Below are 14,752 nucleotides of genomic sequence, written 5' to 3' on the forward strand. Positions count from 1 at the left end.
ACCCGAAACGCGTCTGATTGCTGACCGGTGACTCACGGGCAACGCTGACGTTTCAGCGACGCCACGCAGTCCGCCGTTTTGCCGCCAGACGTAACGGGCAGAGCACCTTTAAACATAACCACACGTCTGTGTGGTTATTTTTACTTTGGCATGACTTATCAGGGACACACAGTGCGCCAACTTCCTCTGCTGCTCGCTTGCCTGCTGCTGCAGGCCTGTACACAAACGCAAAAAGGTCTTGAACAGACCCTGCTGCTCGCGGTTAACGGTCCTGACGACGTCACCGTAACCGATCAACAGGTCAACAATCTGCCCTACGCCAGTCTCTATGCCCGTCTGAATGAGGGACCGCGTATTTTCGTGGTGCTGGGCTACAACGAGAATGGTCAGCAGAAATGGGTGACTCAGGATCAGGCGATGCTGGTCACACAGCATGGGCGCCTGGTAAAAACCCTGGGCTTACCGGATAACCTGCTGAGCGTCAGCAATCTGCAGCAGGACCCGCTGGCTGCCCCCCTTCACCTCAGCAATGGCGCAGGCTGGACCCGCATCGTGCAGTGGACCGAACAGGGCAAGGTTCGCGGCGCGACCGTGCGTTCCACCTTTGCGCGCGGCACCGATGAAGTCCTGACCCTCGCGGGCAACCGCATTCCCTGCCGCGTCTGGCATGAGCAGGTGAGCATCGACAGCAGTAACCGCACGTGGGAAAACACCTTCTGGATCGATAACAGCAGCGGCGATGTGGTGCAGGCCCATCAGATGCTGGCGGCAGATGCCTTCCCTGTAGACACCACTATTCTGAAGCCGGCGAAATCATGAAAAAAATAACATTTTTGCTGGCCGGGCTGAGCCTGCTCAGCAGCGCAGGCGCGCAGGCGACGGCGCAGGTGATTGTCCACGCACCGCATAATGGCGGTCAGGCTGAACTGAGCCAGATTGCCGATCTCGCCCAACTGGTGACGCTTCCTCCGCTGCAGGCGAACACGGACTGGCGTCGTACTTTTATTGCCGAGCGCGGTGCCAGCGCCGTGGCACAGCAGCACTATCAGCAGACGCTGGGCGAGCTGCGCGCGTGGCGTGCCGACAGCAGTGGCGACCGGGCGGCGGCCATTGATGAGGTGATCCGCCAGCTGAGTGCGATCAGGGTAACAGGCCGCCAGTTTACCTCGCTCGACCCGGACTGGATCCGTCTGCATCCGGCAGACAACCGTCGTCTGGAAGGCAGCTATGACCTCTGGCTGCAAACCCCGTCCGATTCCGTGCTGCTGCTCGGCGCGCTGAGTGGGGCAGGCAAAGTGAGCTGGCAACCGGGAAAATCCGTACGTGACTATCTTGCGGGGCATTCGTTACTTTCCGGGGCTGAACGCAATTTTGTTACGGTGATTGCTCCGTCGGGTGCCACGCAGCAGGTGCCGGTAGCGTACTGGAATCATCGCCATGTGGAAGTGGAGCCAGGCAGCATTATCTGGCTCGGCTTTTCATCATGGAGCCTGCCAGGTGCCTATGAAGATCTCAACGATCGCCTCCTCTCCGTACTGACTCACCGGATACCAGACTGATGAAAAAACGTTATCTCTTCAGCCTGCTGGCTGTTTCCGTGGCGGCAGCCTGTCAGGCGCAGGCTGACACCTGGCCTGCGCCGGTGGGACCTTCACAATCTGATTTTGGCGGCGTGGGCCTGATGCAGGTGCCGACCGCGCGCATGGCCAGAGAGGGGGAGTTCAGCCTCAATGCCCGCGACAACGATCAGTATCGCTACTACTCCGCATCGCTGCAGCTCTTCCCGTGGCTGGAGACGACCGTGCGTTACACCGACGTGCGTACCCGCCAGTACAGTGCGGTCTCTGAATTCAGCGGCACGCAGAGCTATAAAGATAAAGCCTTCGACCTGAAACTGCGTCTGTGGCAGGAAGGATTCTGGCTGCCGGAAGTGGCGGTCGGCACCCGCGATCTCGGCGGCACGGGCCTGTTCGACAGCGAATATCTGGTGGCGACCAAGGCCTGGGGGCCGTTCGACTTTACGTTCGGTCTCGGCTGGGGCTATCTCGGCAACAGCGGCACGGTGAAGAACCCCTTCTGTTCCTACAGCGACAGCTACTGTCAGCGTCCACGGGTCGGTGAAGCGGGTTCCATCAACGGCTCGCAGATGTTCCACGGTCCGACGGCGCTGTTTGGCGGTATTGAGTATCAGACCCCCTGGCAGCCGCTGCGCCTTAAAATGGAGTATGAGGGGAACGACTATCAGAATGACTTTGCTGGCCGTCTGGAGCAGCGCAGCAAGCTGAACGTCGGGGCGATTTACCGTGTGACCGACTGGGCGGATATCAACGCCAGCTACGAACGCGGCAACACCTTTATGTTTGGTGTTACCCTGCGCACGAACTTTAACGATCTGCGCCAGGCGCACATCGACAGCGAGAAGCCCGCCTACAATCCGCAGCCGCAGCCGCGTCTGCTGGAGCCGACCGTGGTGGGAAATCAGCTTACCGACCTGAAATATAACGCCGGTCTCGATGGCCCGCGTATTCAGACACAGGGCCATACGCTCTATGTCTCCGGTGAGCAGACCAAATACCGCGATACCCGCGAAGGCGTCGATCGTGCTAACCGCATCATCATGAATCATCTGCCGGACGGCATCGACACCATCAATGTCACCGAGTCGCGCTTCAATATGCCGCAGGTCACCACGGAAACGCAGGTCGCCAGCCTGCGTAACGATCTGCAAGGCTATCCGCTGGGCCATGAGCAGCCGCTGCAGCAGACGCGCAAAGATCCAGTCGATCCGGGCACTACTGAGCAGGGGATGTTTATCCGCAAAGATCGCCTGAACTACAGCCTGTCACCGGTGCTGAATCAGTCGGTGGGCGGCCCGGAGAGTTTCTACATGTATCAGGTCGGCGTGATGGGTAACGTCGATTACTGGCTGACCGACCACCTGCTGGTGGGGGGCAGTCTGTTCGGCAACCTCGCCAACAACTACGATAAGTTCAACTATAACGGCGCACCGGCCGACTCATCGCTGCCGCGCGTGCGTACCCACATCCGCGACTACGTCGAGAATAACGTCTACGTTAACGATCTGCAGGCCAACTATATGGGCCACCTCGGTAACGGCTTCTATGGTCAGGTCTACGGCGGTTATCTGGAGACGATGTATGGCGGCGTGGGCGGCGAGGTGCTCTATCGTCCGGTCGATGCGAACTGGGCGGTGGGCGTCGATGCCAACTACGTCCGGCAGCGTGACTGGGACAACATGATGCAGTTCAACCGCTATAAAGCCTCAACCGGCAACCTGACCGGCTACTGGCGTCCGTGGTTTATGCAGGATGTGCTGGTGAAAGCCAGCGTCGGTCAGTATCTGGCGAAAGATAAAGGCGTGACGGTTGATGTGTCCAAGCGCTTTGACAGCGGCGTGATGGTGGGGGTATATGCCACGAAAACCAACGTCTCCTCGGAAGAGTATGGCGAGGGTGACTTCACCAAAGGCTTCTATATCTCCGTGCCGATGGATCTGTTCACCGTGACGCCAACACGCGGTCGCGCGCAGGTTAACTGGGTGCCGCTGACGCGCGATGGCGGTCAGATGCTGGGTCGTAAATACCAGCTGTATGATCTGACCTCCGATCGCGACGCGCGCTTTAACTAAGCAGAAGCGGCCTCGTTCAGACGGCGGCCGGACGTAAAGCGATGGGAGCATACGCCTGAAGCAAAGCATAGCGGGCCAGGGATGGCCCGCGCTGAGCCTGCCATGGATGGCGTTAAGGCGACTTTGCGCAAGGCGTATGCTCCCTGAGCCTGCTCAGCGGTAAGCGGGTGCACGCACAGGAAACCCGGTCAGATCGGAAAGGCGCTAATGCCATCCCTGGCCGCTCGGCCCGCGCCGTCCCTGGCGCGGGACGCTTTCCTCTTCTGACCGGGTTCCCTGCGCATTGAGCTTATTCATTGCAGTAAGATTCGCCCGGATTTAAATTTCCAGCTGTCTGAAACGGCCTTCAGCCCGCTTTTTTACTCCTCGTCGTAGCCAAGATGCGGTGCCAGCCAGCGTTCCACTTCGCTGACCGACATGCCTTTGCGTGCCGCATAATCCTCCACCTGGTCACGCTGGATCTGCGCCACGGCGAAATATCGACTGTCAGGATGGCTGAAGTACCAGCCAGCGACGGCGGCGCCCGGCCACATGGCATAGGATTCGGTGAGCGTCATGCCGATCTGTTCTTCCACCCCCAGCAGCGTCCAGATGGCCGCTTTTTCGGTGTGATCCGGGCAGGCCGGATAGCCTGGCGCCGGTCGTATCCCCTGATACCGCTCGCGAATCAGCTCGTCATTGCTGAGATTTTCATTGGGGGCGAAGCCCCAGATCACCTTACGCACCCGCTCATGCAGATATTCGGCAAACGCCTCCGCCAGACGGTCCGCCAGCGCCTTCACCATAATCTTGTTGTAGTCGTCATGCTGCAGGTCATACGCCGCCGCCAGCGCATCCTCTTCCAGCCCGCCGGTCACCGCGAAAGCGCCAAGATAATCCGCTTTTCCCGTTGATTTGGGTGCCACGAAATCGGCCAGGCAGTAGTTTGCAAAGTCGGTTTTCTCTGTCTGCTGACGTAAGTGATGACTCACACACAAAACTTCATCGCGCCGCTCATCGCTATAGAGATGGATATCGTCACCGACCCGGTTAGCCGGGAAAATACCGACCACGCCACGGGGTGTCAGCAGCGACTGCTCACTTAGCCTGTCGAGCATCGCACTGGCATCGGCAAACAGACGCTGTGCCTCTTCACCCACCACCTCATCTTCCAGAATGCGGGGATATTTGCCCGCCAGCGACCAGGTCATAAAGAACGGCGTCCAGTCGATATAGTGGCGCAGCGTGTCGATACTGGCCTCAACCTGACTGACGCCGGGGCGATGCGGCACCGGTGGCGTGTAGTTTTCCCACGCGATCAGGCTGGCGTTATCGCGCGCGGCCTGCAGCGACACCGGCGGCGTGCGCGGTTTTTTGCGTGCGTGCTGGATGCGCACGGTTTCATACTCCCGTCGGGTCCGGGCAATAAAATCGGCTTTCAGCGTGTCGGAGAGCAGCGATGACACCACGCCGACGGTGCGTGAAGCGTTCTGCACGTAAACCGTCGGACCGCTGTAGTGCTGCTCGATTTTGACGGCGGTATGCGCCTTTGAGGTAGTCGCGCCGCCTATCAGCAGCGGCAGCGTAAAGCCCTGACGCTCCATCTCCTTCGCCATGTTAACCATCTCATCCAGCGACGGCGTGATCAGGCCCGATAAGCCGATAATATCCGCATCGACTTCCCGCGCGGTTTTCAGGATCTTCTCCCCTGGCACCATCACGCCCAGGTCGATAATTTCGTAGTTATTGCACTGCAGCACCACGCCAACAATATTCTTGCCGATGTCATGCACATCCCCTTTCACCGTGGCCAGCACGATTTTGCCGTTGCTGCGCCCGGCCTCTTTGCTGGCCTCGATAAAGGGTTCCAGATACGCCACCGCCTGTTTCATGACGCGTGCCGATTTCACCACCTGCGGCAGGAACATTTTGCCTTCGCCGAACAGGTCGCCGACCACATTCATGCCCGCCATCAGCGGCCCTTCGATAACCTCTATCGGGCGGGACACCTGCTGGCGCGCCTCTTCGGTATCCTGCTCAATAAACTCCGTTATTCCTTTAACCAGCGAATATTCCAGCCGCTTAGCTACCGCCCAGCCGCGCCACTCCGCCAGCTGTTTCTCATGTGCGCCGTCACTTTTGCCGCCACGATACGTTTCCGCCAGCGCCAGCAGCCGCTCGGTGTCCTCTTCGCGCCGGTTGAGGATCACATCTTCGACGGCATCGCGCAGTTCAGCGGGCAAGTCGTCATAGATAGCCAGCTGGCCAGCGTTCACAATCCCCATTCCCATGCCGTTGCGGATGGCGTGATAGAGGAACACGGCGTGGATCGCTTCGCGAACCGGTTCGTTGCCGCGAAAAGAAAATGAGACGTTGGAGACGCCACCCGAGATCATCGCATGAGGCAATTCACGCCGGATATCTTCGCACGCCCCGATAAAGTCCATCGCGTAGTTGTTGTGCTCCTCTATGCCGGTCGCTACGGCAAAGATATTGGGGTCAAAAATGATATCTTCCGGCGGAAAACCGACCTCCTGTGTGAGGATTTGATAAGCCCGGCGGCAGATCGCGATCTTACGGGCGCGGGTATCCGCCTGCCCCACTTCATCAAAGGCCATCACCACCATGGCAGCGCCGTAGCGCCGCACCTGACGGGCATGATGGATAAAGGCCGCCTCGCCCTCCTTCATCGAAATCGAGTTAACGATCCCTTTGCCCTGAATGCACTGTAACCCTTTTTCAATCACCGCCCATTTCGAAGAGTCGATCATCACCGGCACGCGGGCGATATCGGGTTCGCCCGCAATCAGATTCAGAAAACGCACCATCGCTGCTTCAGCGTCGAGCATCCCTTCGTCCATATTGATGTCGATAATCTGCGCGCCGCTCTGCACCTGCTGCAACGCGACGTCCAGCGCTTCGTGATATTTCTCTTCTTTAATCAGTCTTTTAAATTTTGCCGAGCCGGTGACGTTGGTGCGCTCCCCGACGTTCACAAACAGTGATTCGGCGCTGATGTTAAGCGGCTCCAGACCGGAGAGACGACAGGCCACCGGAATAGCCGGTGGCTTCCGCGGTGCGACGCCTTCAACAGCGGCGGCCATGGCGGCAATATGCTGCGGCGTCGTGCCACAGCAGCCGCCAATAATATTCAGGAAGCCGGCACGGGCCCATTCCCCCATCTGCCGGGCCATCACTTCCGCATCAAGATCATATTCGCCAAACGCATTGGGCAGACCCGCGTTGGGGTGCGCGCTGACGTAGCCCTCAGCGATGCGCGACAGCTCCGCCACATACTGACGCAGCTCATCCGGGCCGAGCGCACAGTTCAGGCCAAAAGAGAGGGGTTCTGCATGACGCAGAGCGTTATAAAAGGCTTCGGTGGTCTGGCCGGAGAGCGTCCGCCCGGAGGCATCGGTAATCGTCCCGGAGATCATCAGCGGCAGCGTCACGCCCAGCGCCTCCATCTCGCTCTGCACCGCATAGACCGCGGCTTTCGCATTCAGCGTGTCGAACACTGTTTCAATCATGATGAGGTCAACACCGCCCTCCACCAGCGCGCGGGTCGACTCCCGGTATGCGTCCACCAGCTGACTGAAGGTGACGTTGCGGAAGGAGGGATCGTTTACATCGGGCGAGATAGAGCAGGTGCGGTTAGTCGGGCCCAGCACGCCCGCCACAAAGCGCGGGCGATCCGGCGTTTTCGCCGTCCACGCATCGGCGCAGGATCGTGCCAGCCGGGCCGCTTCACGGTTGATTTCTGCCGAGAGGCTTTCCATGCGGTAATCTGCCATCGCAATCGACGTGGCATTGAAGGTGTTGGTTTCGAGGATGTCAGCGCCTGCGGCCAGATAGGCGTCGTGGATCTCGCGGATCACCGCCGGCTGACTCAGCACCAGCAGATCGTTGTTGCCTTTGAGATCGCAGGACCACTCGGCGAAGCGGCTGCCGCGAAAATCCGCCTCTTCCAGCCGGTAGCGCTGGATCATGGTGCCCATGGCACCGTCCAGCACCATAATGCGTTGTGCGAGCTGCTGATATAACGCGTCGATTTTCGTGCTCACCGTTGCCCCACTCACGTCAGTCTGCTGGCGAAAAAGCCTGTTTTTCATTCTGGCACAAGCTTAACTGGCGACAAAGTCACCTTATGCGGGACGGATAACGATCGCGGGCTGAGAGGTCTGACCAGAAAAGCAGCGTTTGCAAACGTCACGATTAAAACGAAAATGATTTCCACAATGCAAAAGAGGAGTTTCCCATGGCAACGCCGGTTCCCGCTAAGCGCGGCAAAAAACCCCGTAGCACACCTGTCGCCGCACCAGCGGGCGGTCAGGTCCAGTCGCTGACGCGCGGCCTGACCCTGCTGGAGCTGATTGCCGATTCACACGGCAGCGTGGCGCTGACCGAACTGGCCCAGCAGGCGGGCCTGCCAAACTCCACCACCCATCGCCTGCTCAGCACCATGCAGCAGCAGGGTTTTGTCCGTCAGGTGGGCGACCTGGGTCTGTGGACTATCGGCGCACACGCCTTTGTGGTCGGCAGCAGTTTTCTGCAAAGCCGTAACCTGCTGGCGCTGGTGCACCCGGTGCTGCGCAGGCTGATGGAGCAATCCGGCGAGACGGTCAATCTGGCGGTGCTGGATCTCAGCGATCATCAGGCCGTGATCATCGATCAGGTGCAGTGTACGCAGCTGATGCGGATGTCTGCGCCGATTGGCGGCAAGCTGCCGATGCACGCCTCCGGTGCCGGCAAAGCGTTCCTGGCACATCTGGGCGATGAGCAGGTCACGGCGCTGTTGCATCAGAAGGGCTTGCACTACTACACCGCGAAGACGCTCATGTCGCCGCAGAGCCTGAAGGAGAATCTGGCGCAGGTGCGCAAAGCGGGCTTTTCCTTTGACGATGAAGAACATGCGCTGGGTCTGCGCTGTGTCGCCGCCCCCATCTATGACGAACATGGCGACGCCTTTGCGGCGCTCTCCATCTCCGGCCCGATTGCCCGCATGACGGATGACCGCATTACTGAACTCGGCGCGCTGGTCATCCGCGAGGCGCGACAGGTTACGCTGGCGTACAGCGGTCGTTAACGGTTTCTGCCGCGTAGCAGACGCTGAAACGCTGTGTCTGCCGCCAGGCAATCACCTCTTCCACATGGCCCTGAGCGATGCGCTGCTGCTGAGCGCGCCACCAGCCGGGGTCAAAAAGTTCCGGATGCAGTTGCAGCAGCAAGGCGCCGGTCGCGGCTTCGCTGCATAACGCATAGCGGAAAGTCTCCGGAAACACATCGTCCGGTCCGACGCTGTACCAGGGCTCTGCGCTGAGTTCATCTTCCTCATAACGCGCGCGCGGCACCTCCCGGAAGTTCAGTTCGAGCATCGGGCGGATCTCATCGTAGTCATAAAAAATGACCCGGCCATGGCGGGTGATGCCAAAGTTTTTAAACAGCATATCGCCGGGAAAGATATTGGCGGCTGCCAGCTGCCGGATGGCGTTGCCATACTCCTCGATTGCATGATGCCGCTCTGCCGCGCTGGCCTGCGCCAGATAGAGATTAAGCGGCTGCATCCGTCGCTCCAGCCACAGATGACGAATAATCAGACGGTCGCCCTGGATCTCCACTTTTTCTGCCGCACAGGCGTTCAGCTCAGCCAGCAGCGCCGGTGAGAAGCGCGCCAGCGGCAGCGCAAACTGCTCAAACTCCTGCGTATCGGCCATGCGTCCCACGCGATCATGCTCTTTGACCTGCTGATAACAGGCGCGCACCTGCGCTTCCGTCACCTCTTTCTGTGGCGCGAAGCGATCCTTAATCACCTTAAACACCCGATCAAACCCCGGCAGCGTGAAAACCAGCATCACCATGCCGCGCACGCCAGGCGCGATCTCAAAGGCCGCATCACTCTCTGCCAGCGCCTGAAGATATTCACGGTAGCTTTCCGTTTTGCCATGTTTCTGGCAGCCAATTGCCCTGTACCGTTCCGCCAGGGTTTTGCCCGGCAGAATCGGTTGCAGCCAGGCGACCAGCGCAGCAGGCACCGGGGCATAGACCATAAAACAGGCGCGGGCGAACCCAAAGACAATGCTGGCGTCATTCACATCGGTGAGACAGGTGTCTATCCAGAGTTCGCCGGCGTCAGTGCGCTGAATCGGCAGCAGACAGGGAGCGATGCCTTCCGGCAGATGCAGGCGCGCCACCAGCCACGCGGTTTTGTTGCGATAAAAAAGCTCACTGTTGACCTCTAGCCAGCCCTGATCCAGACCGGCAAAGTGCGACGTCAGGTGACGGACAATCCAGCCGACATCCCGGGCGCGATGCTGCCACGGCAGGGTCAGCGGTAAATCGGCCAGAGCCTGATCCACCACGGTCCGCCAGCCTCTGTCCGGCAGATAACGTCGCGACAGGGGCCGCAAAGGGGTAACCGGCGTAGCCTGGGATTGAGAGCTGAAGATAAACAGGCGCTCCGGCTGCAGATCGGCATGGCCATGTAACCGGCAGTAGACGGAGTTAAAAAAGCTTTCGGCAATCTCATGCCGCGGGTAGCCGGGAAGCAGGCTCTGATAGTGATCCTTGATCCGCAGCCAGAATGCCTGATCCCAGTCTGCCGCGCCGTTCAGCACCCGCAGCTGGTCAGCAACCAGAGAGACATGATGGTCGTAGAGGTGGATGCGAGCCTTCATGGCGTGCTGCACCGCCTGCCATTCCGCCTGTTCAAACCGCTGCTGCGCCCCGGCGGTGATATCCAGAAAGCGGCCATACTGCGCATCTGACCCCTGCAGAATCGTGTGGGCGATTAAAGATTCACGTGGCGGCATAATCAGCTCCGGCAAAGGCCCGCCCGCAGCGTGCGGGCGGGGGATCCGTCAGGAAAGCGCGTCAGAACTGATGCTCTTCGGTCGAACCGGTCAGCGCCGTGACCGACGATTTACCGCCCTGAATGGTGGTGGTGACCTGATCGAAATAGCCGGTGCCCACCTCCTGCTGATGCGACGAGAAGCTGTAACCGCGATCGCGCGCCGCAAACTCAGGTTGCTGAACCTTTTCAACATAGTGACGCATCCCTTCGCCCTGAGCATAGGCATGGGCCAGATCGAACATGTTGAACCACATGCTGTGGATGCCTGCCAGCGTGATGAACTGGAAGCGATAACCCATGTCGCTGAGCGACTGCTGAAACGTCGCGATGGTGCTGTCGTCGAGATTTTTCTTCCAGTTGAATGACGGCGAACAGTTGTAGGCCAGCAGCTTGCCGGGAAAGCGCGCATGGATGGGCGCTGCGCCATCGCCAGGTCTGGCGTCGAGGTTTCACACCACAGGATGTCAGCATAGGGTGCATAGGCCAGACCGCGACTGATCGCCTGTTCTATCCCCGCATGGGTGCGAAAGAACCCTTCTGCCGTCCGGTCGCCCCGGATAAAGGGACGGTCGTATTCATCGCAGTCTGAAGTGATCAGGTCAGCGGCATCGGCATCGGTGCGGGCCAGCAGCAGGGTGGGCACCCCCATCACATCGGCGGCCAGCCGGGCCGCCACCAGTTTCTGAATCGCCTCCTGGGTCGGCACCAGCACCTTACCGCCCATATGGCCGCATTTTTTCACCGCAGCCAGCTGATCCTCGAAGTGAACCGCCGCGGCACCCGCCTGAATCATCGCCTTCATCAGTTCGAATGCGTTCAGCACGCCGCCAAAACCCGCTTCCGCATCGGCAACAATCGGCAGAAAGAAATCGGTGTACCGGCTGTCACCCGCTTCGATACCCGCGGACCACTGAATCTGATCGGCACGCTGAAAGGTCTGATTGATGCGCGTCACGACCTCCGGCACTGAGTTGACCGGATAGAGCGACTGGTCGGGATACATCTGCCCGGCAACGTTGGCATCTGCCGCCACCTGCCAGCCAGAGAGATAGATCGCTTCAATGCCCGCTTTCGCCTGCTGGAGGGCCTGACCGCCGCTCAGCGCGCCCAGACTGTTGATGTAGCCCTTCTTTGCCTTGCCGTTCAGCAGTACCCAGAGTTTCTCTGCACCGCGCTCCGCCAGCGTACAGGCGGGTTGTAATGAGCCGCGCAGATTAACCACCTCTGCTGCGCTGTATGGGCGGATAATCCCCTGCCAGCGTGCGGTCTGCCAATCCTGTTCAAGTTGCTCGATTTGTTGAGTGCGTGTCATGGCAATAGCTCCTCTGTTCAGGGGATCAGGCGGTAGCCTGGCAGGGTAAGAAAGGAAACCAGTTCGCGTTCGGTGGTGATCTGCGCCATCAGCTGCGCCGCGTCGTGGTAGCGACCGCCGCTGAAACGGGATTCACCCAGCGTGTTTTGCAGCAGATGCAACTCTTCGTTCAGCCAGCGCAGAAACAGTTCAGCGGTGACCGGCTGGCCGCTGTCCAGGATTTGCTGGTGGCGAATCCACTGCCAGATAGAGGTGCGCGCAATCTCCGCCGTGGCGGCATCCTCCATCAGTCCATCAATCGGCACACAGCCGTTACCGCTAATCCAGGCCTCAAGGTATTGCAGCGCGACGCGGATGTTGGCACGCATACCCGCCTCGGTGCGTTGCCCTTCACAGGGCGCAAGTAACTGCTCTGCCGTGATCGGGGCGTCCGCTTCACGCATGACATGCAGCTGATTAGGCCGATCGCCGAGAGCGGCATTGAAGACGGCCATCGCACTCTCTGCCAGGCCAGGATGCGCTATCCAGGTGCCGTCGTGTCCATTGCCCGCCTCACGCTGCTTATCTTCCGTTACGCGTTGCAATACCCAGGCATTGCACGCTGGATCTTTGTGGGGAATGAGGGCCGACATGCCCCCCATCGCAAATGCCCCCCGGCGATGACAGGTTTTAATCAGCAGTCGCGAATAGGCATCCAGGAATGGCTGCGACATGGTCACCGACTGGCGATCCGGCAATATCCGATCCGGATGCTGTTGCAGGGTTTTGATATAGCTGAAGATGTAATCCCAGCGACCGCAGTTCAGGCCGACGATATGATCGCGCAGATTCCACAGGATCTCATCCATCTGGAAGACCGCAGGCAGGGTCTCGATCAGCACCGTCGCTTTGATCGTTCCGCGCGGCAGATCGAACTGATCCTCGCTGAAACGAAAGATCTCACGCCACCAGGCGACCTCCTGCCAGCTTTCGGTTTTCGGCAGATAGAAGTAAGGGCCGCTGCCTTTCGCCAGTAAAGCGCGAACGTTGTGGAAAAAGTAGAGAGCGAAATCGAACAGGCCGCCCGGAATCGCCTTACCCTGCCAGCTGACATGTTTTTCTGACAGATGCAGACCGCGCACCCGGCACATCAGCACCGCCGGATGGGCGTTTAACTGATAGATTTTTCCCTTGTCGCTGGTGTAACTCAGCGTTCCCTGCACCGCCTCGCGCAGCGTCAGCTGACCGTCGATCAGTTTCGACCACGCCGGGGAAAGCGAATCCTCAAAGTCAGCCATAAAGACGTTCACGTCAGCATTCAGCGCGTTGATCACCATCTTCCGATCGGGTGGACCGGTGATCTCCACCCGGCGATCCGCTAAATCGGCCGGAATGGATCGAATATGCCATTCACTTTCTCTTATGGAAGCGGTTTCCATATCGAAGTCTGGCAGCGTGCCCTGATCATAGCGTTGTTGTCGCCGCTGACGGTCGAGTAACAGTGCTTCGCGTTGCGGCGCAAAGCGTGTCACCAGAGCCGCTAAAAACGAGATGGCTTCAGGGGTAAACAGGCTCTCTGCTCCCTGGTTCAGGGGCTGGCTGAAGGTCAGGGTATGGCTGATCACGGAATCTGTCATGCTGGCGCTCTCCTGTATTCAAAAGATCGAATGCAGCGGATCCACTCGCTGTTTGTTTTGTGAGCTACAGATCCAGAGCATAAGCATTTATTTTCTTAAATCAAAAACTATTTCCATTTTTTCATTTAAACGGCGATATCCCTCTGTTTCAGAACGGATTAAAGTTTTATTTTTTAAAGGAATGCTTTTCATCTGGCTTTTTACAGGCGAAAAAAAACCGTGCTGCCATCGGCTAACACGGTTCAGTTGAAGATTAAGCGGGACTATTCCAGCGTCGGATTCATGTGACGCAGATCGAACGGCGTGATCTGATAGACGTAGTAGTTGAGCCAGTTCGAAAACAGCAGATTACCGTGGCTGCGCCAGGTGGCGCGCGGTGGCAGCGCCGGATTATTCTGCGGGAAATAGTTATACGGAATCTCCGGTTTCACGCCCGCTTCATAATCGCGATGATACTCACCGGCCAGGGTCAGGGCATCATACTCCGGGTGACCGGTAACAAAGACCAGTCGCTTGTCCCTGCTCGCCATCAGATACGCACCGGTTTGTTCCGATTCAGCAAACAGCTCAAGATCGGTGTAATCCGTGATCAGCTGGGTAGGAAAATCAGCATAGCGTGAGTGCGGAGCCAGGAAATTATCATCAAAACCCCGGGTCAGTAACGCGTGCGGATGCAGTATCTGATGCTCATAGACGCCAGACAGTTTGTTCTGTCGGGTTTGTTTCGGAATACCATACAGAATATTCAGCGCAGCCTGCACTGCCCAGCAGACAAACAGGGTCGAGGTAACATGCTCATTTGCCCAGTGCAGCACGCGCTGAATCTGTGGCCAGTAAGCGACATCGTTAAAATCAACCAGTCCGAGCGGCGCACCTGTCACGATTAAGCCATCGTAGTTGTCGTGCTGAATATCTTCGAAATTGCAGTAGAAGTTGTTGAGGTGCTCGCTGGGGGTGTTGCGCGACTCACGGCTGTCGATACGCAGCAGCTGAATATCGATCTGTAAGGGTGAGTTGGACAGCAGACGCAGAAACTGATTTTCCGTTTCGATCTTCTTCGGCATCAGATTCAGTACCAGCACTTTAAGCGGACGGATCTCCTGAACACTGGCGCGCGATGATGTCATGACAAAGACATTTTCATCACGCAAAAAATTTACTGCCGGTAATTCGTCGGGAACCCTGATTGGCATAACCTGCTCACCTCATACAACCGTATAAACGTTTAGACATCTGGATGCCCAACATTAGCCTGATTGGGGTGAGTTGTCGAGGTTTCATGCAGAAAATGAAAATGTTTCAGCTTAAACTGGCAAACAGCAGACGCAAAAAAGCCCCGCACGTCG

The 14,752-nt window shown here is 58.4% G+C and carries 8 protein-coding genes and 1 pseudogene; 4 read left to right on the forward strand and 5 right to left on the reverse strand.

Annotated features, from left to right (window positions below; genetic code table 11):
- The first annotated feature begins 171 nt into the window (after positions 1–171).
- Genes OXR04_RS10415 through OXR04_RS10425 form a run of 3 tightly spaced genes read left to right on the forward strand, consistent with a single transcriptional unit; the run spans position 172 to position 3,649 of the window.
- Positions 172–819 (forward strand): YjbF family lipoprotein, encoded by a 648-nt coding sequence (locus OXR04_RS10415; RefSeq protein WP_009092635.1) that lies wholly within the window; start codon positions 172–174, stop codon positions 817–819.
- Positions 816–1,559: a capsule biosynthesis GfcC family protein gene (locus OXR04_RS10420; protein ID WP_009092636.1), complete on the forward strand. Its 744-nt coding sequence runs from the start codon at positions 816–818 to the stop codon at positions 1,557–1,559. The genes OXR04_RS10415 and OXR04_RS10420 overlap by 4 nt, the downstream gene beginning before the upstream one ends.
- The gene (locus OXR04_RS10425) at positions 1,559–3,649 is read left to right on the forward strand and encodes a YjbH domain-containing protein (RefSeq protein ID WP_046100999.1); all 2,091 of its coding nucleotides are present in this window, start codon (positions 1,559–1,561) and stop codon (positions 3,647–3,649) included. Before OXR04_RS10420 ends, OXR04_RS10425 begins: the two co-directional genes overlap by 1 nt.
- A 359-nt stretch (positions 3,650–4,008) precedes the next feature.
- On the opposite strand, the gene metH is transcribed toward OXR04_RS10425, so the two are convergent.
- Positions 4,009–7,692, reverse strand: a complete 3,684-nt coding sequence (gene metH / locus OXR04_RS10430; RefSeq protein WP_267369841.1) for a methionine synthase — start codon at positions 7,690–7,692, stop codon at positions 4,009–4,011.
- A 194-nt stretch (positions 7,693–7,886) separates the two neighbouring features.
- Between metH and iclR the strand changes: the two genes are divergently transcribed.
- A complete protein-coding gene (gene iclR / locus OXR04_RS10435) occupies positions 7,887–8,714 on the forward strand; it encodes a glyoxylate bypass operon transcriptional repressor IclR (RefSeq protein WP_046100998.1) in 828 nt (275 codons plus the stop codon).
- On the opposite strand, the gene aceK is transcribed toward iclR, so the two are convergent.
- The 4 genes and pseudogenes from aceK to metA form a co-directional block, all read right to left on the reverse strand.
- On the reverse strand, positions 8,689–10,437 hold the full coding sequence (aceK, locus tag OXR04_RS10440) for a bifunctional isocitrate dehydrogenase kinase/phosphatase (protein ID WP_111208887.1): 1,749 nt from the start codon (positions 10,435–10,437) through the stop codon (positions 8,689–8,691). The genes iclR and aceK overlap by 26 nt on opposite strands.
- 61 nt (positions 10,438–10,498) lie before the next feature.
- Positions 10,499–11,790 (reverse strand): annotated as a pseudogene (gene aceA / locus OXR04_RS10445) (isocitrate lyase).
- Positions 11,791–11,807: 17 nt separating this feature from the next.
- The gene (gene aceB / locus OXR04_RS10450; protein ID WP_267369600.1) at positions 11,808–13,406 is read right to left on the reverse strand and encodes a malate synthase A; all 1,599 of its coding nucleotides are present in this window, start codon (positions 13,404–13,406) and stop codon (positions 11,808–11,810) included.
- Between the two features lie 263 nt (positions 13,407–13,669).
- Complete coding sequence (gene metA / locus OXR04_RS10455; RefSeq protein ID WP_009092644.1) at positions 13,670–14,599, reverse strand: homoserine O-succinyltransferase; 930 nt, start codon at positions 14,597–14,599, stop codon at positions 13,670–13,672.
- Positions 14,600–14,752 lie beyond the last annotated feature (153 nt).

The organism is Pantoea sp. GM_Pan_3, from assembly GCF_026541045.1.
In the GTDB taxonomy this organism is placed as follows: domain Bacteria; phylum Pseudomonadota; class Gammaproteobacteria; order Enterobacterales; family Enterobacteriaceae; genus Pantoea; species Pantoea anthophila.